22 protein-coding genes and 1 riboswitch are annotated in these 22,890 nt (G+C 72.5%); of the genes, 9 read left to right on the top strand and 13 right to left on the bottom strand.

Annotated elements, in window-relative coordinates:
* Positions 1-8: 8 nt before the first annotated feature.
* The 4 genes from ABTW87_RS22280 to ABTW87_RS22265 all read left to right on the top strand — a co-directional run bounded on the left by ABTW87_RS22280 (position 9) and on the right by ABTW87_RS22265 (position 5,005).
* Positions 9-905: an ABC transporter permease gene (locus tag ABTW87_RS22280; protein ID WP_350652872.1), complete on the top strand. Its 897-nt coding sequence runs from the start codon at positions 9-11 to the stop codon at positions 903-905.
* The gene (locus ABTW87_RS22275; RefSeq protein WP_350652871.1) at positions 898-1,716 is read left to right on the top strand and encodes an ABC transporter ATP-binding protein; all 819 of its coding nucleotides are present in this window, start codon (positions 898-900) and stop codon (positions 1,714-1,716) included. The genes ABTW87_RS22280 and ABTW87_RS22275 overlap by 8 nt, the downstream gene beginning before the upstream one ends.
* 78 nt (positions 1,717-1,794) lie before the next feature.
* Entirely contained in the window at positions 1,795-3,318 is a 1,524-nt protein-coding gene (locus ABTW87_RS22270) for a D-ribitol-5-phosphate cytidylyltransferase (protein ID WP_350652870.1), read from the top strand.
* Entirely contained in the window at positions 3,308-5,005 is a 1,698-nt protein-coding gene (locus ABTW87_RS22265) for a CDP-glycerol glycerophosphotransferase family protein (protein WP_350652869.1), read from the top strand. Before ABTW87_RS22270 ends, ABTW87_RS22265 begins: the two co-directional genes overlap by 11 nt.
* A 29-nt stretch (positions 5,006-5,034) precedes the next feature.
* Here the strand turns inward: ABTW87_RS22265 and ABTW87_RS22260 are convergent, their stop codons facing one another.
* From ABTW87_RS22260 to ABTW87_RS22245, 4 genes are all read right to left on the bottom strand, one after another.
* Positions 5,035-5,766: an alpha/beta fold hydrolase gene (locus tag ABTW87_RS22260; protein WP_350652868.1), complete on the bottom strand. Its 732-nt coding sequence runs from the start codon at positions 5,764-5,766 to the stop codon at positions 5,035-5,037.
* 47 nt (positions 5,767-5,813) lie between these two features.
* A complete protein-coding gene (locus tag ABTW87_RS22255; RefSeq protein ID WP_350652867.1) occupies positions 5,814-6,524 on the bottom strand; it encodes a DNA alkylation repair protein in 711 nt (236 codons plus the stop codon).
* 20 nt (positions 6,525-6,544) lie between these two features.
* Positions 6,545-7,420: an endonuclease/exonuclease/phosphatase family protein gene (locus tag ABTW87_RS22250; protein WP_350652866.1), complete on the bottom strand. Its 876-nt coding sequence runs from the start codon at positions 7,418-7,420 to the stop codon at positions 6,545-6,547.
* Positions 7,421-7,498: 78 nt separating this feature from the next.
* Positions 7,499-7,948, bottom strand: a complete 450-nt coding sequence (locus ABTW87_RS22245; protein ID WP_350652865.1) for an iron chaperone — start codon at positions 7,946-7,948, stop codon at positions 7,499-7,501.
* Between the two features lie 188 nt (positions 7,949-8,136).
* On the opposite strand from ABTW87_RS22245, the gene ABTW87_RS22240 reads away from it, so the two are divergent.
* Positions 8,137-8,742: a dihydrofolate reductase family protein gene (locus tag ABTW87_RS22240; RefSeq protein ID WP_350652864.1), complete on the top strand. Its 606-nt coding sequence runs from the start codon at positions 8,137-8,139 to the stop codon at positions 8,740-8,742.
* Positions 8,743-8,802: 60 nt separating this feature from the next.
* Here the strand turns inward: ABTW87_RS22240 and ABTW87_RS22235 are convergent, their stop codons facing one another.
* Together ABTW87_RS22235 and ABTW87_RS22230 are read right to left on the bottom strand one after the other, a co-directional pair.
* On the bottom strand, positions 8,803-9,051 hold the full coding sequence (locus ABTW87_RS22235) for a flavin reductase (RefSeq protein ID WP_350652863.1): 249 nt from the start codon (positions 9,049-9,051) through the stop codon (positions 8,803-8,805).
* The gene (locus tag ABTW87_RS22230; RefSeq protein ID WP_350652862.1) at positions 9,048-9,284 is read right to left on the bottom strand and encodes a hypothetical protein; all 237 of its coding nucleotides are present in this window, start codon (positions 9,282-9,284) and stop codon (positions 9,048-9,050) included. The genes ABTW87_RS22235 and ABTW87_RS22230 overlap by 4 nt, the downstream gene beginning before the upstream one ends.
* A 181-nt stretch (positions 9,285-9,465) precedes the next feature.
* Between ABTW87_RS22230 and ABTW87_RS22225 the strand changes: the two genes are divergently transcribed.
* Positions 9,466-10,317 (top strand): helix-turn-helix domain-containing protein, encoded by an 852-nt coding sequence (locus tag ABTW87_RS22225; RefSeq protein WP_502891629.1) that lies wholly within the window; start codon positions 9,466-9,468, stop codon positions 10,315-10,317.
* A complete protein-coding gene (locus tag ABTW87_RS22220; protein ID WP_350652860.1) occupies positions 10,305-10,499 on the top strand; it encodes a DUF397 domain-containing protein in 195 nt (64 codons plus the stop codon). The genes ABTW87_RS22225 and ABTW87_RS22220 overlap by 13 nt, the downstream gene beginning before the upstream one ends.
* 399 nt (positions 10,500-10,898) lie before the next feature.
* Here ABTW87_RS22220 and ABTW87_RS22215 read toward each other — a convergent pair whose 3' ends face one another.
* The 4 genes from ABTW87_RS22215 to ABTW87_RS22200 form a co-directional block, all read right to left on the bottom strand.
* Positions 10,899-11,738 carry a C39 family peptidase gene (locus ABTW87_RS22215; RefSeq protein WP_350652859.1) on the bottom strand — a complete coding sequence of 280 codons (840 nt, stop codon included), beginning with the start codon at positions 11,736-11,738 and terminating at the stop codon, positions 10,899-10,901.
* A 236-nt stretch (positions 11,739-11,974) separates the two neighbouring features.
* Positions 11,975-12,109: riboswitch (cyclic di-AMP (ydaO/yuaA leader) on the bottom strand.
* A gap of 288 nt (positions 12,110-12,397) precedes the next feature.
* Positions 12,398-13,135, bottom strand: coding sequence for a hypothetical protein (locus tag ABTW87_RS22210; protein ID WP_350652858.1), 738 nt, complete (start codon positions 13,133-13,135; stop codon positions 12,398-12,400).
* 178 nt (positions 13,136-13,313) lie between these two features.
* Complete coding sequence (locus tag ABTW87_RS22205; RefSeq protein ID WP_350652857.1) at positions 13,314-13,715, bottom strand: hypothetical protein; 402 nt, start codon at positions 13,713-13,715, stop codon at positions 13,314-13,316.
* An 89-nt stretch (positions 13,716-13,804) separates the two neighbouring features.
* Positions 13,805-14,983 (bottom strand): acyltransferase family protein, encoded by a 1,179-nt coding sequence (locus ABTW87_RS22200; protein WP_350652856.1) that lies wholly within the window; start codon positions 14,981-14,983, stop codon positions 13,805-13,807.
* A gap of 171 nt (positions 14,984-15,154) precedes the next feature.
* Here ABTW87_RS22200 and ABTW87_RS22195 point away from each other — a divergent pair, with 171 nt between their 5' ends.
* Positions 15,155-15,763: an alpha-ketoglutarate-dependent dioxygenase AlkB gene (locus ABTW87_RS22195; RefSeq protein WP_350652925.1), complete on the top strand. Its 609-nt coding sequence runs from the start codon at positions 15,155-15,157 to the stop codon at positions 15,761-15,763.
* A gap of 5 nt (positions 15,764-15,768) precedes the next feature.
* On the opposite strand, the gene ABTW87_RS22190 is transcribed toward ABTW87_RS22195, so the two are convergent.
* On the bottom strand, positions 15,769-16,287 hold the full coding sequence (locus ABTW87_RS22190) for a TrmH family RNA methyltransferase (protein WP_350652855.1): 519 nt from the start codon (positions 16,285-16,287) through the stop codon (positions 15,769-15,771).
* Between the two features lie 199 nt (positions 16,288-16,486).
* On the opposite strand from ABTW87_RS22190, the gene ABTW87_RS22185 reads away from it, so the two are divergent.
* On the top strand, positions 16,487-17,815 hold the full coding sequence (locus tag ABTW87_RS22185) for a uracil-xanthine permease family protein (RefSeq protein WP_350652854.1): 1,329 nt from the start codon (positions 16,487-16,489) through the stop codon (positions 17,813-17,815).
* 39 nt (positions 17,816-17,854) lie between these two features.
* Here the strand turns inward: ABTW87_RS22185 and ABTW87_RS22180 are convergent, their stop codons facing one another.
* Positions 17,855-20,338 carry a DNA gyrase/topoisomerase IV subunit A gene (locus tag ABTW87_RS22180; RefSeq protein ID WP_350652853.1) on the bottom strand — a complete coding sequence of 828 codons (2,484 nt, stop codon included), beginning with the start codon at positions 20,336-20,338 and terminating at the stop codon, positions 17,855-17,857.
* A 37-nt stretch (positions 20,339-20,375) separates the two neighbouring features.
* Complete coding sequence (locus tag ABTW87_RS22175) at positions 20,376-22,433, bottom strand: DNA gyrase/topoisomerase IV subunit B (RefSeq protein WP_350652852.1); 2,058 nt, start codon at positions 22,431-22,433, stop codon at positions 20,376-20,378.
* Positions 22,434-22,890: the final 457 nt, after the last annotated feature.

Below are 22,890 nucleotides of genomic sequence, written 5' to 3'. Positions count from 1 at the left end.
CCCAAACCATGGCCAACACGGCGGTGGCCGACCCCGACTCGGACCTCACCAGGGCACAACTCGCGGCCCGGTACGGCCTGACCGTCGCCGGCGCCCGGCCCACCCTGGGCGCCTACCTGCGGCGGCTGTGGGCCTACCGCCACTTCATGCGGGCGTACGCCAACGCGAAGGTGACCGCGTCGTTCGGCCAGGCCCGGCTGGGGCAGCTGTGGCAGGTGCTGACACCGCTGACCAACGCCGCGGTGTACTACCTGATCTTCGGCGTGATCCTGAACACGAGCCGGGGCATCCCGAACTTCATCGCCTACCTCTGCGTCGGGCTCTTCGTCTTCGTCTTCACCTCGAGCGTGGCGACGGCCGGCACGTCGGCGATCGTCGGCAACCTGGGGTTGATCCGGGCGCTGCACTTCCCCCGGGCGGCCCTGCTCATCGCGATCACGATGACGCAGTTCCGGCACCTCCTGGCGGCCATGGTGGTGCTGATCGGCATCGTCCTGGTGACCGGCGAGCCGATCACCGCGGAGTGGCTGCTGGTGCCGCCGGCGCTGTTCCTGCAGACGATCTTCAACATCGGGTTGGCCCTGCTGCTGGGCCGGCTCGGCTCGAAGGTGACCGACCTGAAGCAGGTCATGCCGTTCGTCATGCGCACCTGGATGTACGGATCCGGCGTGCTGTACAGCGTCGCGCTCTTCGCCCAGAACCTCCCCAAGACCCTGGCGAATCTGGTCGAACTGAACCCGCTGCTGGTCTACATCGAGTTGGTCCGGCACGCGCTGCTGGAGAACGCCCCCCTCACGTCGTCGGCACCGCGACTCTGGCTGCTGGCGATCGGCTGGGCGGCGGTCGTCGGCACCGTCGGGTTTGTCTACTTTTGGCGAGGCGAGCAGGAGTACGGACGTGGCTGACCCCAACACCCTCCCGGCGAACGCCACCACCGGCGCCCACGGCGAACGGATCCCGACCGTCATCGTGGACGACGTCCACCTGGTCTACCGGGTGTACGGCGCCGGCACCGGCCCCGCCTCCTCGCCGGTCGCCGCCCTGAAGCGGATCGTCACACGCCAGAAGCAGCGCCCGACCCTGCGCAAGGTGCACGCGGTCAAGGGCGTGAGCTTCACCGCCTACCGGGGGGAGGCGATCGGCCTCATCGGCAGCAACGGCTCCGGCAAGTCCACCCTGCTGCGGGCGATCGCCGGGCTCATGCCGCCCAACCAGGGGGCGATCTACACCCAGGGTCAGCCCTCACTGCTGGGCGTCAACGCCGCGTTGCTGGGCGACCTGTCGGGCGAGCGCAACGCGCAACTCGGCTGCCTCGCCATGGGCATGAGCCCCGAGCAGACCCGTAAGGCCGTTCCGGAGATCCTGTCCTTCTCCGGGATCAACGAACGAGGTGACTTCTCCTCCCTGCCGATGCGGACGTACTCCTCCGGCATGCAGGCCCGGCTGCGGTTCTCCATCTCCGCCGCGAAGGAGCACGACGTTCTGCTGATCGACGAGGCGCTGGCCACCGGTGACACCCGGTTCCGCCGCCGCAGCGAGCAGAAGATCCGCCAGTTGCGCTCCAACGCGGGTACGGTCTTCCTGGTCAGCCACTCGATCGGCTCGATCCGGGACACCTGTGAGCGCTCCATCTGGCTGGAGTCCGGCGAGATCCGGATGGACGGCCGGACCGACGAGGTGACAAGGGCCTACGAGGAGTACATGGCCAGCCGGTGACGGCCCGGACCAGGGGCCGGCGGCCCCGGCCGACCGGCACGACAGACGACACCTCGTAGAGAGCAGTGAGGATCGGCGATGACGCACGAGCAGACCGCCGCCGGACCGGCCGGTCCGCAGCCGTGGCGGCCGAACCGTACCGTGGCGGTGATCCTGGCCGGCGGCACCGGCACCCGGCTCGGTCTCGGCATCCCCAAGCAACTGCTCAAGGTCGCCGGCAAGCCGATCATCGAGCACACCCTGGCGGTGTTCGAGGCCGCTGCGGAGATCGACGAGATCATCGTGATGATGGCGGCCGGGCACGTCCCCGACGCCGAGCGGATCGTCAAGCAGGCCGGCTTCCGCAAGGTCACCACCATCGTCGAGGGCGGCGACACCCGCAACGCCACCACCCGCCTGGCACTGGACGTGATCGGCCCCGGCGACTGCAACATCCTCTTCCACGACGCGGTCCGACCGCTGCTCAGCGGCCGGATCATCCGCGAGTGCGTGAACGCCCTCTGGACCTACTCGGCGGTCGACGTCGCGATCCCCTCGGCGGACACGATCATCCAGGTCGACGAGGACGACTGCATCACCGACATCCCGGTGCGCTCCCGGCTACGCCGGGGCCAGACCCCGCAGGCGTTCCGGTCCGGCACCATCCGGGAGGCGTACCGGCGGGCCGCGGGCGACCCGGACTTCGCCGCGACCGACGACTGCGGCGTGGTCCTGCGCTACCTGCCCGGTACGCCGATCAAGGTGATCGACGGCGCGGACGAGAACATCAAGGTCACCCATCCGGTCGACGTGCACCTCGCGGACAAGCTGTTCCAGCTCGCCGCCGCCAAGGCGCACCGGCTGGCCGACCACCGGGGCTACACCGAGGAGCTGACCGGCCGCACGATCGTCGTGTTCGGCGGCAGCTACGGCATCGGGCAGGAGCTGACCGAGCTGGCCCGGCGCTTCGGGGCGCGGGTCTTCCCGTTCAGCCGCTCGACCACCGGCACCCACGTGGAGCGCGCCGACCACGTCGAGGCGGCGCTCAAGACGGCCTTCGACGCCACCGGCCGGGTCGACCACGTGGTGGTGACCGCCGGGCTGCTGGAGAAGGGCGCGCTCGCCGAGATGGCCCCGGAGACGATGGACCGGCTGCTCCAGGTCAACTTCGTCGGCCCGGTGACGGTCGCCCGCGCGGCCCTGCCGTACCTGCGGCAGACCCGCGGGCAACTGCTGCTCTACACCTCCAGCTCGTACACCCGCGGCCGGGCCCGGTACGCGCTCTACTCGGCCACCAAGGCGGCCCTGGTCAACCTCACCCAGGCACTCGCCGACGAGTGGGCGGAGGACGGCGTACGGGTCAACTGCGTCAACCCCGAGCGGACCGCCACCCCGATGCGCACCCGTGCCTTCGGCGCGGAGCCGGCCCACACGCTGCTGTCGGCGGACACGGTGGCCCGGGCGTCGCTGGATGTGCTGTTGTCCGGGCTCACCGGCCAGGTGATCGACGTTCGCCGCTCCGGCGACGAGGGTGCGGAGCCGGCGGTGGTGCCGGCACCGGCCGAACCGCGGCACGACGGGCGCCGGGCCGACCAGGTGGGGGCGGGCCGCGATGCGTGGTGACCTCGTCCGGAAGCTGATCGCACGAGGGCTCGCCACCGGGCTGGCGGTGCTGGCGTTCGTCGTCCTCGCGCTGACCGGGGCGACCGGCTGGGGCCTCGGGCTCGCGGTGGCCGCCCTCGCGGCGGCCGGCTGGGAGCGCCGGGTCCGCCCGCAGGCCGACGGCGTCGCCGAGACCGTCCTGCTCGCGGCCGGCATCCTGACCGCGTACGCGCGCCGCCTCGACGCCGGCTTCGATCCCGTCCTGGCGGCCACCGCGCTGGTGCTGCTGGGGCTGACCCTGCTCGTCGGTCCGCTGCGCCAGGCGGGCAATCTCCAGATCCGCGCGGCCAACCTGCCGGTGCGCGGGTGGACCCCGCTGGTCGCCGCCGAGCTGCCGGGCGCCCTGCTCGTGCTGCTCGCCCTGCTCGCCGGGGCGGCCGCGGCGACCCTGCCGGCCTGGACGGCGCTGGTCGCCACCCTGCTGGTCGGCGGCGCCGCGGGTGCTGTGGGGCTCGACCTGGCCCGCCGTCGGTTCCGGCCGGCCGCCGGAGGCGGGCCGGTGGCCCGGGCGCTGCGCCGGCACCGCCCCGAGTTTCTGCTCCACTTCTCCGCGCCGCCCGGCTCCGAGTACCAGGTCACCATGTGGCTGCCGTACCTCGAACGGCTCGGCCGGCCGTTCCTGGTCATGGTGCGCGAGCCGGAGCTGTTGCCGACCGTCGCCGCGGCGACCACCGCCCCGGTCGTCTACTGCCCCACCCTGCAGGCGATGGACGAGGCGCTGGTGCCCGGCCTGCGCGTCGCCTTCTACGTCAACCACGGCGCGAAGAACAGCCACTGCATCCGCTACCCGCAGCTCACCCACGTGCAGCTGCACCACGGCGACAGCGACAAGGCCCCCAGCGCGAACCCGATGTCCGGCATCTTCGACCGGATCTTCGTCGCCGGCCAGGCGGCGATCGACCGGTACGCCCGCGCCGGCGTCCACATCCCCGCCGAGAAGTTCGTCATCGTCGGCCGGCCGCAGGTCGAGGGGATCGAGGTACGCCGGGGGCCGGTGACCGCCACTGCGCCGACCGTCCTCTACACGCCGACCTGGACCGGCCACAACGCCGACGCCAACTACTGCTCGCTGCCGGTGGCCGAGACGCTGCTGCGGGGCCTGCTGGAGCGGGGCGTGACGGTGATCCTGCGCGCCCACCCGTACACCGCGCAGAACCCGGCCTCGGCCCGGCAGCTGGCCCGACTGCACGAGCTGCTCGCCGCCGACCGGGCCCGGACCGGGCGCGCGCACGTCTTCGGCGCAGCCGCCAGCCGGGAGCTGACCCTGACCGAGTGCGCGAACCGCTCCGACGCCCTGGTCTCCGACGTGTCCGGGGTGATCTCCGACTACCTCTACTCCAGCAAGCCGTACGCGGTGACCGACATGGTGGACGCGGGGGACCGGTTCCCGGCGGACTTCCCCCTCGCCGCGTCCGGCTACGTGCTGCGGCGGGACATGTCCAACGTGGCCGACGTGCTGGACCGGCTGCTCGGCGCGGACCCGCTGGCCGACACCAGGTGGGCCATGCGGACGCGCTACCTCGGCGACTTCCCCGCCGAGTCGTACGCCGAGGGTTTCCTGGCCGCCGCCCGCCGGGAACTGGACGCGAACGCCACAGTGCCGGCCCCGCGTACCGCCGAGGCCACCCCGGTGATCCCCACCGCCTGACCCCCCCGCCCTACCGGGGCAGGGGAGGCTCAGCGGAACTCGTCGACAAGCGCCAGGACGGCTGCCGGGTCCTCCACGTGCGCGTTGTGGCCGAGGCCCGGCAGGGTCGCCACCGGTACCGCCAGCTCCTTGAGCTGAGCGTCGGAGACCATCGGATCGTGCTCGCCCCGGGCCAGCAGGACCGGCGCGTCGGTCGCGGCCAGCAGGGCCGGCAGGTCCGGCTCCCCGACGGCGAAGGCGGCCGGGTCCATGGCCAGCCGCCAACGGCCGTCGACCTGCCGCAACCCGCCGTCCACGACGGGGTGGTCCGGGGCGAGGAGGCCGGCGAGACCGGACACCCGCAGGTACCGCCGGGCCGCCTCGTCCCGGGTGGCGAACCAGGTCACCGGGCGGGCGGCCAGCTCCGCCGCCTTCGCCAGCTCGGCCGGCGACCACACGGCCTTGATGCCGAGCCCGACGACGGCGTCGACCGGCAGGCCGGCCGACCGGGCGGCCAGCGCGATCCCGACCACACCGCCGAGCGAGTGCCCGAGCACGACGAGCCGGTCGTCGCGGCCCAGCGTGGCGGTGAGCCGCTCGGCCAGCGCGGCGAAGGAGTACGCCGGCAGCGGCGGCGACCAGCCGTGCCCGGCCAGGTCCGGAGCCAGCCAGCGCCCGGCCCACCGGCGTTCCAGCAGCGGCGCCCAGGGCAGCCACACCTCGCCGGTCGCACCCATGCCGTGCAGCAGCAACAGGACCGGACCCCGCGATTCATCGACCATGGGCGCAGTGTGCCACCGTGCCGTGACTCCGGCGAGCACCGGCCGTTTCAGACCGCTCCCGTCAGGTACTCCTTCCGGCGTCGCGGTTCGAACTTCTCGATCGCGTACCGCAGCATGACCCGTGGCATGGCCCGGTAGTGCCGGGCCAGGAACTCCTCCTCCGCGGCCCGGTCCCGGTTGCCCACCTCGCGCAGCATCCAGCCCACCGCCTTGTGGACGAGGTCGTGCGGGTCGTGCAGGAGCCGTTCGGCGAGCCGGAAGGTCCAGTCGTGGTCACCGGCCCTGATGAACGCGAACGTCGCCATGACGGCGATCCGCCGGTCCCACACCAGGCTCGACCCGGCCAGCCGGTCCAGGACGCCGCGGTCCTTGTCCGACAGCCAGGGCCCGACGATGTAGGGCGCGCACGAGTCCACCAGGTCCCAGTTGTCGATGCGGCCGGTGTTGGCCAGGACCAGGCGGAAGATCCGGCCCCGCTCGTCCTCGTCGCCCCGGTCGAACTTCCGCACCAGGATGAACAGCGCGGTCAGCCGCTCCTCGTGCACGTCGCTGTCCAGCAGCGTCGCCGTGTCGGCGAGCGGGAGGTCACGCCAGTAGCGGCCGGCCACCCGGCGCTGCTCCGGCACGGGTACGCCGATGGCGCGGTCGCCCTCGCCGTACCCGCCGGGGAACATCTGCAGGTACCGGCTGACGCCCTCGGCGCGGCGCGGGTCGGCGAGGGCGGCGAGGGCGCGACGGACGTCGACGAAGGTGGCCATGGCTCGCGCTGCCTCCCGGGTCAGGCCCACGAACCGGGCGGCCTGGCCGGTACCTGGAGATCGGCGACCAGCGCGAAGTGGTCGCTTCCCCAGACCCCGTCGACCGGCTCGTCGAAGGCACGGAAGCAGTCGACCACGTCGAGGGTCGGGCCGTGGACGCCGCACCGGACCATGATGTAGTCGATGCGGCGCCCGAGTTCGAGGGCCATCTCGCCGGCGCGGACCAGGGGATTATCCGGCGAGAAGGTGTGCCCCGGTTCGCTCGGGTGGACCGTGCTCCAGGCGTCGCGGTAGGCGACGCTCATGTCCTGCAGGGACTGGCGGCCGGTCCAGAACCGGATGCTGGCCGAGTCCGGGGTGTCGTCGAAGTCCCCGGCCAGCACCACGTGGATGTCGCGCTGGCCGACCAGCCGCTCGACGAACCGGGCGCACGTCACCGCCTGCGACTCGCGCTCGAACCCGTAGCCGATCTCCCAGCTGGGCTTGTGGTGCACGAAGAGGAACGGGCCCACCGGGTCAGGGGCGACCACCTCGGCGACGACGGCCGCGGCCCACGGCAGGCCGGCGGTGCGTGCCGTGACGTGGAGGTCGACCTCGTGTACGCCGCCGAGCGGCCAGCGGCTCGCCAGCGCGGCGCCGACGCCGTCGGCCGACCTGGCGGAGTGTCGTGCCACCTGGTAATCCGGCCCGAGCAGGTCGGCAGCCTGGTCGTACCCGTTGCCCCAGACCGTCTCCTGCAGCGCCACCACGTCCGGGCGGAGGTCGGCGATCCCGGCCCGCAGGACCCGCCGGCGCTGGTCCCAGCCCGCGTGCTCGGGCGACAGCAGGTTGACCGTCAGAACCCGGATCCGCCCCGGTCGCGGATCCGGCCGGGACGGCTGGGCAACGTCGGGCATGCAGCCATCATTCCCCGCACCGGCGACATCCGCGAAGCCTTCCGGGCGCTCCGGCGCTCGTGCGCCGGCGGGCAGCGGTCACAAGACCGCGGCCTTGACCAGCTCAACCACCCGCTTCTCCACCTCCGGGCTCCACGTCTTGAGTGCGTACGACACCGGCCACATGTCCCCGTCGTCGATGTTGGCCGTGTCCTGGAAGCCCAGGGTCGAGTACCGGTAGTTGAACTTGCCCGCGTCCTGGAAGAAGACGACGATCTTGCCGTCCTCGTTCGCGTACGCGGGCATCCCGTACCACGTCTTCGGCGCCAGCTGCGGGGCGGCGGCGGTCACCGCCACATGCACCCGCTCGGCGAGCGCACGATCCTCCGGCGTCATCTGCGCGATGCGGTCGAGGACCGCCTGAAGCCCGTCGGCCTTCTTGGCGCCCTTCCTGCCCTCGGCGCGCAGCTCGGCGGCGCGCTCCTTCATCGCGGCGCGCTCCTCGGCGCTGAAGCCGTCGGATTCGGTCCTGGCACTCTTCGCGGACATTCCCCGCCGCCTTTCGACGTTCCCTGGCTCGGCGCGCTGCCGACCACCTGGAAGAAAGGCTAGGCCGGACGGGATGCCGGGCACTTCTCGATTCCTGATCGAAACCGGGGCGTAGCCGGCCGATGAGTTTGGGATGCTGGCGCGGTCCATCTGCCGACTACACCACCCGACCGGAAAGGACCACCTCGATGGCGAAGGTCATCTCCACGCTGTTCATCTCGGCCGACGGCGTCGCCGAGATCGACCCCGACTGGCACTTCCCGTACTTCGACGAGAACATGGGCCGTGCCGTCACCGAGGACTACGACGCCGCTGACGTGCTGCTCATCGGCCGTGTGACCTACGACAGCTTCGCCGGGGCCTGGCCCGACCGCGAGGCGGCCGGCGGGGAGGACGCCCCGTTCGCCAAGCAGCTCGGCGACATGCGCAAGGTGGTCGTCTCGCGCCAGCCGCTGGAGTTCTCCTGGCGCAACTCGGAGCTGGTCAGCGGCGAGCTGGTCGATGCCGTCGCCGCGCTCAAGGCCGACGCCGGCAGCAGGGGCATCCTCATCCCCGGGTCCATCTCCGTGGTGCAGCAGCTGCTCGCCGCGGGGCTGGTCGACGAGCTGCGCCTGCTGGTGCACCCGGTGGCGGCACGTAGGGGCCGCAAGTTGTTCGACGAGGGCGACACCGCGTACCACCTGACGGTGACGGCGACGGAGACGTTCCCGACCGGCGTGATCCGCGTGATCTACGCGCCGACCGAGGCGCCCGCCGCCGTCGGCTACGACGAGGTCAAGGACCAGGTTTCCTGAGTACGCCCCGGCCGGGTCGCCGGATCCGGGCGACCCGGCTGATGCGCCCGACCGGGACGCCTACCGGGCGCGGGCCCAGGCGGTGAAGCGCTCGAACAGGCGGTCCGGTGGCGTGCCCCCGTCCAACTCGGCGAGCTGCTCGGCGGCCTCGACCTGGAGCGTCGCCAGGTAGACCAGCAGGGCGGCCCGGTCGTGGCGGTACTCGCCCAGCAGCCGGAGCTTCGCCGGTGAGCACGGCCACGCGATCCCGCACGCCCGGCACCGCCAGGTCGGCCGGGACGGGACATGTTCGGCGCGGCGTCGGGTCACCGGACCCGCACCGGCTCTATCTCCGTCACGGCGTCGACCCGGACCGCCGCGTACCGCTCCCGGGGAGCGACCGACCGATCCGGGCGGATCTCGCGGCCCTTGAGCTGCACCCAGACCACGCCGTCGACGGTCTGGGTGCCGAGGACCTCGGTGATGGCCAGGGTCAGGGTCCCGGTGCCGAACCGGTAGGCGTCCTCCCGGACCCGGATCGTGCGGCCGACGGCGATGGTCACCGGCGGTACCTCCCTTCGCGGGTTGGACGGGGCCGCCCCGACACGTCACAGGGGCGGCCCCGGCAGCGCGACCGGCGGGTTCGGGTCCCGCTACCGGCGCACGCCGCTCGTCCTTCCACCCTGGACGCGAGCCCCCTAGGCTCGGAACAGTCACCACTCGATCGCGGAGCGCGATGGCCTGATGCGGGCCGGCGCGGAGTGGTGTGGAGAGCCGTGGAAGGGTGTGGAAGTCGTGGGAATCTCGCCGTCCGAGTTCCTCCTTCGTGAGCTGCGGCGACGCCGCACGGCCGCCGGGCTGACCCAGGCTCAACTCGGCGAGTCGGTCTTCTGCTCGGATTCGCAGGTCAGCGCGATCGAGACCGGGACCAAACCGCCGACGCTGCCCTACCTGACCGCTGTCGACAAGGCGTTGAACACCGGCGGCTACTTCGCGACGCTCTGGGACGAGTTGGTCAAGGGGGACGCCGCTCCGGTCTGGCTACGTGAATGGATTCAAATCGAGCGGGAGGCGACCGCGCTGCGCTGGTACGAGCACTCCTTCGTGCCGGGACTGCTACAGACCGAGGCGTACGCTCGCGCGACGTTCCGCGCGGCCCGCGTGCCGGCTGCGGACCTCGACCGGCGCGTGGCCGCGCGGCTGGAGCGGCAGTCCGTCCTCGGTCGGGACCCGGCCCCACAACTCTTCGTGGTGCTGGACGAGATGGTCGTCCGGCGGGCGTGCGGAGGCGGCGACGTGATGGCCGAGCAGGTGGAACACCTGCTGACCTGCGCCGAACAGCCCCATATTCAGTTGCATGTGGTGCCGTTGTCCGCTGGCATCTACTCAGGACTCGCCGGGGCGTTCATCCTGGCTGACCTGCCGGATGGCTCACGCGCCGGTTACGTCGACAACCAACTGGCAGCGCAGATCACCGGGCAGCCCGACCCGGTTGCTAGCCTGGGACTGTCTTGGGACTCAGTCCGGGGTGAAGCTCTCCCGCTCGGGCAGACACTCGACGTACTCAAGGAAGCGGCGAAGACATGGACAACCTGACGGGCGCTCGCTGGCGGAAGTCGTCCCGCTCGTCCACAAACGGCGGCGCCTGCGTCGAGGTCGCCGACAACCTGCCCGGTGTCGTGGGTGTCCGCGACTCCACGGACCCGACCGGGCCCGCGCTGACCTTCTCCCCCGCCGCCTGGCGGGCCTTCGTCACGAAGGTCTCCGGGCTCGGCTGACCGGTCACTCGACCGCCCTACTGGCTCTCGTCCCGGAGCCGGAGCGCGGCGTCAAGGTTGTACCGCGACAACTGCGTGCTCGGATGTTCCACGCCCAACACCCGTTCCCGCCCCGCCAGCGTCATCCTCAAGCGGAGCCGACCACTCATAGAGATCTTGGACGGTTACCGTTCGTCGCGAACGGTAACTGTCCAAGATCTACCTGGTCCTCGTACGGGAAGTGGCGTGCGGCCGGCGCGAGCGCTCTGCCCCGTCGGTGCGGGCAGTTCCACAGCGAGCCGATCGGTGACACGAGCCACCGCCGCGAAGCCGCGCGGCGTCCGGGGTCCGGCCACCGGAGCGACAACGGACGCCGGCCCCGAAAAGGGGGACCGGCGCCCGTCGTGGTGGAGCGGTGGGTCAGGCGGAGTAGCCGCGGGTCGCGGCCCAGTTCGCCAACGCGATCGTGGTCATCCAGTACGACCCGGCGGCGGGGTTCGCCGAGTCGGCGATCCGCACCAGCCGGCCCTCGTCGTCGTAGCCGACCACCGCGATGTAGTGGCCGCCGGGGAACGAGTGCCAGCCGCCGGCGGTGTCGGTGGCGCTACCGGCGACGTTGACCACCACGCCGCGGCCGTCGGTGATGGCCTTGACGACGTCGGCCTGGAGCTGGTCCATCTGGGCCGGGGTGGCGGCGCCGCCCTTGATCATGCGGGTCCGGTACGGGGACCCCTTGACCGTGTCGTTGAGCACCCGGGTGGTGTCCTCGGCCGAGTCGGTGCCGAACTGGTCGGTGCCGAGCGGGCCGGCGAGCTGGTCCTGCGAGCGCTCGATACCGGCGGCGCTTAGCGCGTTGCGGACGGCGGCCGGACCGCAGTAGTAGAAGTTGATTTGCGCCTGGTAGGCGTACTTCAGGGTCTTGGACTTCGGTGGCTTCGGTGCCGCCGGCTTCTTGGTCAGGTCCGGGTCGGCGGCGGCCGTGGTGGCCGGGGCGCTGGACGGCGCGGCGCTCGACGGCGCGGCGCTGCTGGGGGCCACCGCAACGGCGCGGGCCTCGCCACGCGAGGCGGGGCTGTCGCCGCCCCGCTCAGCCAGCGCGACGCCGGTCTGGGCCGAGGCGGGGGCGGGGGTCTCCTCGGTGCCGGCGGCCAGGGCCCCCGCACCGGTCGCCAGCACGAGCGCCGCGGCCGACGCGGCGGCCACCTGGTACGGGCGCTCGGAGACGAGACGGCGGAGCTGTCGCTTGAGGTGGTGCTTCACGGGTTTCCTCCACGGGCGGTCGGGGCTGGTGGCGCACCGTGCCGGCCGAAAGCGGCGCAGGGCGGGGCCGCGCGGAGAGAATCCGCCGGCGGGTGGCCACGAGGGGGTCGCGCCCGGTCGGACCGGGCGGTGGGCGGTGGGTCAGCGCCCGGCGGAAGTCCGGACGGGCGCGGGCACCGCTACGCCGTGGAGGCGGCGGAACGCCCGGGGGGCGGATTCGTGCTGCACGAAGTTGGAACTCCTTCCGACACCGCCTACCGGGTTAGCTGACGGGTTCGGGCGGGAAGTGCGCCCTACCGCGAGACTCGCGGATTCACCCCAGGTGCAATGGGTCCCCGGCTCGCCTTCCGGCGATTGAGCGGGTCGATGCGGCGTCGCCTCTTGCGATCGGGTACCGCACCGGACGCGCCGACATTACTGGCCGGTTCACGGGCCTGCCAAGCCGTCGTGACCTGCCTAAACATCGATCATGGAAGCAATTTTGCGGACACTTTCGCACTGACGCTACTCAATGGGGACGGCTGGCGAAGACGGCGCGTGCGGTCGGTAACGGGACAGGCCGTCGACTTTCTTCCGCCACTCGCGCGAGAATCGGCCGACCTGAGAAACTTGACCGGTTCGACATTCGTGTGACCGGAGTCACGGAAATAACCGGCCGGTCAGCTCGCCCGCGCCGGCCGCCACCGGACCTCGACGGCCCGGCGCCCGACGGTCACCGGCCGGGACCGCGTCGACACCGCCGGCCGCAGCCGTTCCGCCGCCGCGTACGCCTCGGCCGAGAGCGCCCGGGCCGCCTCGGCGGCCACCTCGGCGTCCCGCCACGAGGCCCGCTCCCGGGCCGCGGCCGCGCGGTAGGCGGCCAGCTTGCCGTCCCGGACGGCCCGCGTCAAGGCGATCTCCTGGTCGACCGGGTGCAGGCGGGGGTCCCACCCGCCCCGGTGCCCGAACACGTCCCGGAGCTGCTCGGCGGTGAGGTCACCGCGCCAGTGGGCGGCCACCGCCGCGTGGTGCAGCCAGCGCTCGCGGTACGCGTACTCGGCGGGCGTCCGGGGAGTGCGCGGTCGCGGCAGCGGTGCCGCCGCGGCGAGCCGGCGGGCGTCACCTTCCGCCTCGTCGTACGCCTGCCAGGCCCGGTCGGCCTCCTCCTGGGCGGCCAGCCAGGCGTCCCGTCGCCGTCGCGCCGTCTGAGCCGCCCCGGCCGCCGCCACCGCCACCTCCTCGGCGTACCGGCGCAGGTCGGTGGTCTCGTCCGCCGGTGGCGGCTCCGGGACGGGCCGGTCCGGCTCCGGCCGGGCCGCGAGGACGGTGAGCGTGGTCAGGGCGAGAAGAAGCAGCGCCGACCAGATGGCGGTCGCCCGGGGTACGTCGACGAGGAACTCGTGAAGGACGGTGGTCATGTCGGCACACCTCATGAGGAAACGGCGGGAGTCGTACCGCTCGGCGACTGGCCGGCGGCACGGCGGGGAAACGACGGGTGCAGCCGCGGCCGGACCGGGGTCGGGGCATCTCGGCCGGCCCGGCGAGTGTTAACAGGGGGCCCCTGCTCTACCGCAGGCGTTAAGAGGGGGCCCTTCCTTACCCGAAGGGTGGGGCTCGGGGGCCGGCGGTGGTGGCGGACCGGGCCGGTCGGGGCACCGCCTCGGTGCCGGTCGCCGGGACCGGCCGGGCGGCACCGTGCGGCACGCCGGTCACCGGGACGAGGGCCGCCGAACGGCAGGAGGGCCCGTCGTCGACGGTGGACCGCGCGTACGCGTTCTCCGCTCCGCCGGCACCGGTCGCGCCGTCGGTGCTCAACCACGCGGGGGCGTTCCCCGGGGCCACGGCGATCATCGCTCCGGTCGCGCCGGCGGCCTCCGCCGAGTGAGCCGGACCGGCGACGCCGACGGTGAGACCGGCGGTCAGCGCGAGACCGGCGAGCAGCCGGGAGGCCCAGCGCGCCACCCACCACAACGGACAGGTGAGGGCGACGGGGAGCACGGTCCCACGCTACCGCCGGGCACCGGCCCGCCGCACCGGTGACGGGCGTGTCGCACTGAGTGTCGCGCCGGACCGGTCAGCGTGGAGGGTCAGCCGCGCTCGCCCGCGTACACCCTGGGGTTGTCGGGCTCGGCCGCGCGCGGCGCCGGCACGGCCGCCGGCCGCCTGCGGCGCGGCCCGAGCCGGCGCATCATCGGTGTCTCCACCCAGCGGTGCAGCAGCGCCGCCAGCAGCAGGTTGACCAGGAGGAAGCCCACCACGGCCGTCGGCCCCCACCAACCGTCCAGGCCCACCCCGTAGTGACCGGTCAGCCGCAGCACGCTGACCATGACCAGGACGTGCACCAGGTAGAACGCGAACGAGACCTCACCGAGCCAGACCATCGGCCGGGAGCGCCACGGGGTCCGCCGGCCGGCGACGTCCGCGTCGGCGGCGGCGGCGATGACCAGGACGTACGCGGCCGACAGCAGCGCCGCCCACAGTTCGGCCCGGATCCAGCCGCCGGCCACCACCCAGGTCACCACGAAGAACACCGTGGCCAGGCCCAGCCGTGGGCCACGCCACCGGCCGCGGCGCAGCAGCTCGGCGGCGGCCACGCCCATCCAGAACTCCAGCGAGCGCACCGGCGGGAAGATCTGGGTGAACCACCAGCGGCTCTCCTCGGGCACGAGGGCCTGCGCCGGCCAGAGCGCGAGGATGAGCAGCGGCACCGCGACGACCACGCCCCACAGCGCGCCGGCCGGCAGCCGCCGGATCAGCGGCAGCGCGAACGGCAGGCAGGCGTAGAAGAACAGCTCACAGGAGAGCGACCAGCTCACCGTGTTGATGCTGTAGAACACGCCGGGAGTCGGGTCCCAGGCCTGCACCAGCAGCAGGTTCTCCAGCGCGGCGCGCGGGTTGACCGGGTCGGCGAACGCGTACGCGACAAGCAGCGCCGCCACGAACATCACCACGTGGTTCGGGTAGATCTTGGCGATCCGCCGGCGCAGGAAGGTGCGCTTCGCCTCACCCGGCCGGTACGACCAGACCAGCACGAATCCACTGAGGATGAAGAAGAACTGCACGCCGGAGAGGCCGAGGGTGAACGCCCGGTCCACGACCGCCTTGTAGGCGGGCTCGGCGACGATGCCCATCGTGCCGGCGTGGAAGCCGAAGACCAGCAGCGCCGCGATCCACCGTAGCCCGGTCAGCGACGGCAGCCGGTTGCCCGGAACGATGACGGTGGAGTCCGCCGCGCGGACCGGGCGGTCGGTGGGGGGCACCAGCACGCGCGTCTCCTCCTGAGGGGTCGTGGCCGGCCCTCGCCGGCCCGCTCGGCACGCCCCGCGACATTACCCGCCGGGACGGTGACCGCCACCCGCGCCCGACCACCGTGTCGTACGCATGTTCGACCGCTGCGGTAGGCTCGGGCCGTGCCGGACGTCTCCTACCAGCCGTCGATGCTGGATGTCGCCGACGCCGGGCCGACGCTCGGGCCGCTGCGCGGCCGGGTCACGCGGCACCGGCTCACCCGGGGCGCCTGGGTCGACCACCTGCCCGGCTGGGTGCGCGGCTCCGACCAGGTGCTCGACACGCTGCTGCACGAGGTGCCGTGGCGCGCCGAGCGCCGCACGATGTACGACGCCGAGGTCGACGTGCCCCGCCTGCTGTGCTGGTACGCGGCGGACCGGCCGCTGCCGCACCCGGTGCTGACCGCCGCCCGCGAGGCGCTGACGCGGCACTACGCGGCGGAGTTGGGCGAGCCGTTCGCCACCGCCGGCATGTGCCTCTACCGCGACGGTCGGGACAGCGTCGCCTGGCACGGCGACACCATCGGCCGGGGCGCCCACGTCGACACCATGGTCGCCATCGTCTCCTTCGGCTCGCCCCGACCGCTGCTGCTGCGTCCACGCGGGGGCGGCACCGGCCTCCGCTTCCCGCTGGGCCACGGCGACCTCGTCGTGATGGGCGGGTCCTGCCAGCGCACCTGGGAGCATGCCGTCCCGAAGACGGCCCGGCCAGTCGGTCCCCGGGTCAGCGTCCAGTTCCGCCCGGCGAACGTGGCCTGAGCCGCTCAGAGCAGGCCGGCCAGCTTGTAGAGGACCAGGGACCCGGCGACGGCCACGTTGAGGCTCAGCCCGCTGCCGACCATCGGAATCTCCACCGCCGCGTCGAGATGGTCGAGCGCCTCCGGGGGGATGCCGGTCCGCTCGTGGCCGAGCACGACGACCGTCCGGCCCCGCGCGGCGGGCAGGTCACCGAGCCGGACGGCCTCGTCGGCGAGTTCGACGCCGAGGATCCTGGTGCCGGCGGCCCGTTCGGCCGCCAGCCAGCGCAGCGGCGCACCGACCCGGTGCACGCATCCGGGGCGGCGCAACGTGTTCCCCCGTGCCACGGCGTCGTCCACCCACCGGAACGGCGGCACGGCCAGGCAGGCGCCGACCGCGTCGCAGGTGCGCAGCAGCGTACCCAGGTTCGCGCCGTGCATCGGCCAGAGCGGCGCCGCGAGCAGGTGACCCCAGCAGCGGTGCGGACGGGAACGACGGGCGGCGCGCAGCTCGCGCGGCGGCCGGACCCGGATGGCGGCGCTCACGCCGCGCCGGCGACTCCGCCGCGAAGTGGAGAGAAAGTCATGCTGGAACGTGCTTGTCGGCGCACGCGAGCCATCGACGGTGACAGAGGATTCGATCCTAGAGCCTCGGCTGCCGGACGGCAGCTTCCGCCCGCATGTTAGAAACAACTCTCAGGGTCCGCACCGCCCCTCCCACATCACCATCGCGAAGGGGCAAACCATGACCCAGTCCCCCACCGAATCGCGTCCGCGCTGGTCGCCCTGGTCGGTCCACGGCGACGGCCGGTCGGTACGCCCCGGCGACGTGGTGCACCCCGACGAACGGTTGTCCTGGCCGCGCACCCTCGGCGTCGGCGTGCAGCACGTGGTGGCCATGTTCGGCGCCACGTTCACGGTGCCGCTGATCACCGGTTTCCCGCCGGCCACCACGCTCTTCTTCTCCGGGCTCGGCACCCTGCTGTTCCTGGTGATCACCGGCAACCGGCTGCCGTCGTACCTCGGCTCGTCGTTCGCCTTCATCGCGCCGGTGCTGGCGGCGAAGGCCGGCGGGGACATCGGGCCGGCCCTCGGCGGCATCCTCGTGGCCGGCGCCGCGCTGGCCCTGGTCGGCGTGATCGTGCACGTCGCCGGCGCCCGGTGGATCGACGCCCTGATGCCGCCCGTCGTCACCGGCGCGATCGTCGCCCTGATCGGCCTGAACCTCGCCCCGGTCGCCTGGGACGGGGGCGGCAGCGGCACCGGCGTCAAGGCGCAGCCGCTGATCGCCGTGGTGACCCTGGTGGCGATCCTGCTCGCCACCGTCGCGTTCCGGGGCTTCCTCGCCCGCCTGTCCATCCTGCTCGGCGTCGCCGTCGGCTGGGCGCTGGCCGCCGCGACCGGTCAGCTCGACCCGAACGCCGTCGACGGGCTGCGCGAGGCGGCGTGGGTCGGCCTGCCGGAGTTCCACGCCCCGAGCTTCAGCCTGCGCGCCGTGGTGCTGGTGATCCCGGTGATCCTCGTGCTGATCGCGGAGAACGCCGGGCACGTCAAGGCGGTGGCGGCGATGACCGGCCGCAACCTGGACAAGGACATGGGCCGGGCGTTCCTGGGTGACGGCCTGGCCACCGTACTCGCCGGCTCCGGCGGCGGCTCCGGCACCACCACGTACGCGGAGAACATCGGCGTCATGGCGGCCACCCGGGTCTACTCGACGGCCGCGTACTGGATCGCCGGTGCGGCGGCGGTGCTGCTCGGCCTGAGCCCGAAGTTCGGTGCGCTGATCCTCACCGTCCCGGCGGGTGTGCTGGGCGGCGCCACCACCGCCCTGTACGGGCTGATCGCCGTCCTGGGCGCCCGGATCTGGATCGAGAGCCGGGTCGACTTCCACGACCCGGTCAACCTGATGACCGCCGCCGTCGCCGTCATCGTCGGCGCCGCGAACTACACCCTGACGGCCGGTGACCTGTCGTTCAACGGCATCGCCCTGGGCACCGGCGCCGCCCTGCTGATCTACCACGGCATGCGCCTGATCGCCCGCCTCCGCGGCACGACCCCGGAACCCCGTACCTGAACGGCCGACTGACGCCACCACGCCTTCGCCGTGGCTGCGTCAGTCGCGCTCCACCTGGTGGCCGACCACCGTCGGGCCGAGCATCACGGCGAAGCCGCTGCCGTCGCGCCGCGGGTCGGCCGCCGGCAGCTCCACCGGCTCGCCGTTCGCCGTCGACCCGACCGGCCGCGGGCCGATCCAGGCGACGACCACGTCGGTCTCACCCTTCAGGAAGCGCTGGGCGCGCACGCCGCCGGTCGCCCTTCCCTTCGCCGGGTACGCCGCGAACGGCGTCACCTTCACCGTGGCGCCGGTCGACGTGACCACCATCGGCTCGCCGTGGGTCGGGTCGTCGGTGCGGACCGCGCCGAAGAACACCACGCTCGCGCCGGCCGGCAGGTTGACACCGGCCATGCCACCGCCCCGCAGCCCTTGCGGACGGACCAGCTTCGCCGCGAACCGCAGCAGCGACGCCTCCGACGTGACGAACGCCAGGGTCTCCGCGCCGTCGGTCAGCCAGGTCGCCCCGACCACCTCGTCGCCGTCCCGCAGGCCGATCACCTCGAACTCGTCGGATCGCACCGGCCACTCCGGAGCGCAGACCTTGACCACGCCCTGCCGGGTGCCCAACGCCAGCCCGGGTGAGCCCTCGGCGGTCGGCCCGAGCGGCGCGAGACCCACCACGGTCTCCCCCGGCTCCAGCGGCACCAGCTCGGCGGCGGACATCCCGCCGCGCAGCGAGACCGTGCCGGACTGCTCGGGCAGCACCGGCAGCGGCAGCACGTCCACCTTGAAGGCGCGGCCGGCGCTCGTGACCAGGAGGACCCGGCCGCGGGCCGTGGAATGGACCACGGCGCGTACCGCGTCGTGCTTGACCCGACCGTGCCGCCGGCGCCCCTCGGCCGCCTCCTCCGACTCGGCCGCGGTGCGCGCGACCAGGCCGGTCGCCGAGAGGATCACCTGGCACGGGTCGTCGGCGACCTCCAGCGGGCCGGCCGGCGCGGACGCGGCCAGCACCTCCTTGAGATCCCCGTCGACAAGCGTGGTGCGGCGCGGCGCGGCGAACTGCTTCACCACGGCGGCCAGCTCGTCGGAGACGACCTTCCGCAGCACCTTCGGGTCGTCGAGGATCTTCGACAGCTCGGCGATCTCGCCGCGCAGCTTCTCCTGCTCGGCCTCCAGCTCCAGCCGGTCGTACTTCGTCAGCCGGCGCAGGGGCGTGTCCAGGATGTACGTCGCCTGGATCTCGGAGAGCTTGAACCTCCGCATCAGGCCGTCCTTGGCGTCCTGCGCGTCCTCGCTGGCCCGGATCAGCTTGACGACCTTGTCGATGTCGAGCAGCGCGATCAGCAGGCCGTCGACCAGGTGCAGGCGCTCCTCGCGCTTGCGCCTGCGGTACGCGCTGCGCCGGGTCACCACGTCGTACCGGTGGGACAGGAAGACCTCCAGCAGGGGCTTCAGCCCCAGCGTCTGCGGCTGCCCGTCGACAAGCACCAGGTTGTTGACCCCGAACGACTGCTCCAGCGGGGTGAGCCGGTAGAGGTCGGCCAGCAGCGCCTGCGGGTTGACCCCGACCTTGCACTCGATGACCAGCCGGGTGCCGTTCTCCCGGTCGGTCAGGTCCTTCACATCAGCGATGCCGGTGAGCCGCTTGGTCTTCGTGACCTCGTTGGTGACGGCGGCGATGACCTTCTCCGCGCCGACGCCGTACGGCAACTCGACGACGGTGATCGCCTGCCGGCCGCGGCTGCCCTCGACCGGGCCGATCTCCACCTTCGCGCGCATCCGGACCACGCCACGGCCGGTCTCGTACGCGCGCCGCACCTCGTCCAGCCCGAGCAGCAGCCCGCCGGTCGGCAGGTCGGGACCCGGGACGAACTCCATCAGCTTGTCCAGCGTGGCGTCCGGGTGGTTGATCAGCCAGCGGGCGGCGGAGACCACCTCGCCGAGGTTGTGCGGGATCATGTTGGTCGCCATGCCCACCGCGATCCCGGAGGCGCCGTTGACCAGCAGGTTGGGGAAGGCGGCCGGCAGCACGGTGGGCTGGGTCAGCGAGCCGTCGTAGTTCGGCTCCAGGTCGACGGTGTCCTCGCCCAGCTCACCGACGAGCAGCATCGCCTCGCGGGACAGCCGGCACTCGGTGTAGCGCGCCGCGGCCGGGCCGTCGTCCGGACTTCCGAAGTTCCCATGCCCGTCGATGAGCGGAACGTTGAGCGAGAAGTCCTGCGCGAGGCGTACCAGGGTGTCGTAGATCGCCGTGTCGCCGTGCGGATGGTACTTGCCCATCACGTCGCCGACCACACGGGCCGACTTCACGTGGCCCCGGTCCGGGCGGTGGCCGGACTCGGACATCGACCAGAGGATGCGCCGGTGCACCGGCTTCAGCCCGTCCCGCGCGTCCGGCAGGGCGCGGGAGTGGATGACCGAGAACGCGTACTCCAGGTAGGAGTCGGAGACCTCGGTGACCAGCGGGTTGTCGAAGACCCGCGCGCCGGCCTGGTCGAAGACGGAGAGGTCGACCTTCGTTTCCTTGCGGCGTGCCATCGTCAGCGTCCTTGTCCGTACGGGGCGGTCAGTGGGCTCATGCGTCGATCGCCTCGCGGTCGACCCGGTCGGCGGAATCGATCAGCCAGTTGCGGCGGGGCTCCACCTTCTCCCCCATCAGCAGCTCCAGGATCTGCTCGGCCGCCTCGACGTCGTCGAGGGTGATCCGGCGGACCGCCCGGGTGGCCGGGTTCATCGTGGTCTCCCACAGCTCGTCGGCGTCCATCTCGCCGAGACCCTTGAACCGCGGGATCGGCGTGACGACCTGCTTGCCGGCCTTCTCCAGCCTGCGGACCGTCGTCTCCATCTCCGCCTGCGTGTACGTGTAGATGGTCTGCGGGTTCCGCCCCTTGGTGGTGATCTTGTGCAGGGGCGGCATCGCCGCGTACAGCCGGCCGGCCTCGATCAGCGGCCGCATGTAGCGGGCGAAGAGCGTGATCAGCAGGGTGCGGATGTGCGCGCCGTCCACGTCGGCGTCGGCCATGATGAGGACGCGGCCGTACCGCAGGGCGGACAGGTCGAACGTGCGACCCGAGCCGGCGCCCAGCACCTGCACGATCGCCGCGCACTCGGCGTTGTCGAGCACCTGCTGGAGATTCGCCTTCTGCACGTTGAGGATCTTGCCGCGGATCGGCAGCAGCGCCTGGTACTCCGACGAGCGCGCCATCCGGCTCGTCCCCAGTGCGCTGTCCCCCTCGACGATGAACAGCTCACTGCGCTCCACACCGGTCGACCGGCAGTCGACAAGCTTCGCCGGCATCGACGCGCCCTCCAGGGCGGTCTTGCGCCGGGCCGCGTCCTTCTGCTGCTTCTGCGTGAGCCGGACCCGCGCCGCGTCGACGATCTTCTGCAGGACCGTCCGCGCCTCGGCCTTTGTCCTCCGGTCCTCCAGCCAGGCCTTGAGATGCTGCTCGACCAGGCCCTGGAGCACCTTGGTGATGCCGGCGGTGGACAGCTCGTCCTTCGTCTGCGAGGTGAACTGCGGCTCCGGGATCCGCACGTGCACCACGGCGGTCATGCCCTCGAGGATGTCCTCCAGGGTGGGCGCGTCCTCCTTGGCCTTCAGCAGGCCGCGGGCGTTGCGGGCGGCGTCGGCGAGCGTACGCGCCAGCGCCCGCTCGAAGCCCTTGCGGTGGGTGCCGCCGTGCGCGTTGCGGATCGTGTTGGTGAAGCACTCCACCGTGCGCTCATAGCCGGTGCCCCAGCGGAAGGCCACCTCCACCTCGGCGCGACGCTGCACGTTGGCCTGCATGACGCCGTTGGCGTCGGCCGCGTTCTCCCGGTACGTCCCCTCGCCGGTCACCATCAGCATGCCGGAGACCGGACGGTCGCCGGCCGGCGCCAGGAACTCCACCATGTCGGTCAGGCCGTTGGGGAAGTGGAACCGCTCCTCCGCCGCCTCCGCGCCGGTGTGGTCACGCAGCAGGTAGCGGACGCCGGGCACCAGGAAGGCGGTGTTGCGAAGCTTCAGCCGCACCGCCTCGACGTCCAACGCGGCGCCGGTCTCGAAGTAGCGCGGGTCGTGCCAGTAACGGATCGAGGTGCCGGTGCGCTCCCGGCGCTTCATCGCGCCGATCACCTGGAGACCGGGGCCGGGGGTGAAGGGGGCGTCCGGCCCGTCGCCGTCGAAGATGCCCGGCACGCCGTGCCGGAACGACATCGAGTGGACCTTGCCGCCGCGGCGGACCGTGACGTCGAACCGGCGGGAGAGCGCGTTGACCGCCGAGGCGCCCACGCCGTGCAGGCCGCCGGAGGTCTTGTAGCCCGAGCCGCCGAACTTGCCGCCGGCGTGCAGCCGGGTCAGCACCAGCTCGACGCCGGAGATGCCGGACTTCGCGTGCACGTCCGTGGGGATGCCCCGGCCGTCGTCGTCGACCTGGACCGAGCCGTCGGCGTGCAGCGTGACCTCTACCGACGTCGCGTGGCCGGCAACTCCCTCGTCGGTGGAGTTGTCGAGGATCTCGTTGACGAGGTGACCCACGCCACGGCTGTCGGTCGAGCCGATGTACATGCCCGGACGCTTGCGGACAGCGTCCAGCCCCTCGAGGTGCGTGAGGTCGTCGGCCCCGTACAGGGTCTCAGGCTCTGCGGTCAACTGGTCGTACTCCCAGGTCTCGGCGGTGTGGTGCCGCGGACGGCGGGCATCGGCCGGGAAGCGGCGCGCCGCAGCGAGCCTAGCCGTACGCCCCGACAACGCCCGGAAGCCCCGCTCGACCCGCCGCAACCGGCGCAACCGACCGGGACGCCGGACGATTCCGCCCGTGACCCAGACGACAGTCGTCCCAGGTACCCAACCGGCCCGTTCCCGACACCGGGGCGGGTGAGCACCACGGGCGAACGGGGTCGTGATCAGTTGATGCTCTGCCGGTTCCCTGGGTCGCCACGGCCCAGCACGCCATCATCCGTTCAACGAACGCACCCGGCGGCGGGGCGTTGTTAGCGAGGTATGCCGGGTTTGGGGTGTGGTCGGGGGCACCCGGTCGGCGGAATGATGCGGGGCTCGGGGTGGTTACATCACGTGGACGATCGAGTAGGACCGCGTGGGCTTCGGC

It is taken from the genome of Micromonospora sp. NPDC126480 (assembly GCF_040302465.1).
Classification (GTDB): domain Bacteria; phylum Actinomycetota; class Actinomycetes; order Mycobacteriales; family Micromonosporaceae; genus Micromonospora.
This window is presented reverse-complemented; position numbering and strand designations above follow the sequence as displayed.

What these genes read in the sequence shown, in the direction of transcription:
- ABTW87_RS22185 (WP_350652854.1), top strand. Translation starts at nt 16,487, where the DNA reads ATGACCCAGTCCCCCACCGAATCGCGTCCGCGCTGGTCGCCCTGGTCG.
- ABTW87_RS22265 (WP_350652869.1), top strand. Translation starts at nt 3,308, where the DNA reads ATGCGTGGTGACCTCGTCCGGAAGCTGATCGCACGAGGGCTCGCCACC.
- ABTW87_RS22280 (WP_350652872.1), top strand. Translation starts at nt 9, where the DNA reads ATGGCCAACACGGCGGTGGCCGACCCCGACTCGGACCTCACCAGGGCA.
- ABTW87_RS22195 (WP_350652925.1), top strand. Translation starts at nt 15,155, where the DNA reads ATGCTGGATGTCGCCGACGCCGGGCCGACGCTCGGGCCGCTGCGCGGC.
- ABTW87_RS22220 (WP_350652860.1), top strand. Translation starts at nt 10,305, where the DNA reads ATGGACAACCTGACGGGCGCTCGCTGGCGGAAGTCGTCCCGCTCGTCC.
- ABTW87_RS22225 (WP_502891629.1), top strand. Translation starts at nt 9,466, where the DNA reads ATGCGGGCCGGCGCGGAGTGGTGTGGAGAGCCGTGGAAGGGTGTGGAA.
- ABTW87_RS22240 (WP_350652864.1), top strand. Translation starts at nt 8,137, where the DNA reads ATGGCGAAGGTCATCTCCACGCTGTTCATCTCGGCCGACGGCGTCGCC.
- ABTW87_RS22260 (WP_350652868.1), bottom strand. Translation starts at nt 5,766, where the DNA reads ATGGTCGATGAATCGCGGGGTCCGGTCCTGTTGCTGCTGCACGGCATG.
- ABTW87_RS22255 (WP_350652867.1), bottom strand. Translation starts at nt 6,524, where the DNA reads ATGGCCACCTTCGTCGACGTCCGTCGCGCCCTCGCCGCCCTCGCCGAC.
- ABTW87_RS22180 (WP_350652853.1), bottom strand. Translation starts at nt 20,338, where the DNA reads ATGGCACGCCGCAAGGAAACGAAGGTCGACCTCTCCGTCTTCGACCAG.
- ABTW87_RS22250 (WP_350652866.1), bottom strand. Translation starts at nt 7,420, where the DNA reads ATGCCCGACGTTGCCCAGCCGTCCCGGCCGGATCCGCGACCGGGGCGG.
- ABTW87_RS22210 (WP_350652858.1), bottom strand. Translation starts at nt 13,135, where the DNA reads ATGACCACCGTCCTTCACGAGTTCCTCGTCGACGTACCCCGGGCGACC.
- ABTW87_RS22245 (WP_350652865.1), bottom strand. Translation starts at nt 7,948, where the DNA reads ATGTCCGCGAAGAGTGCCAGGACCGAATCCGACGGCTTCAGCGCCGAG.
- ABTW87_RS22270 (WP_350652870.1), top strand. Translation starts at nt 1,795, where the DNA reads ATGACGCACGAGCAGACCGCCGCCGGACCGGCCGGTCCGCAGCCGTGG.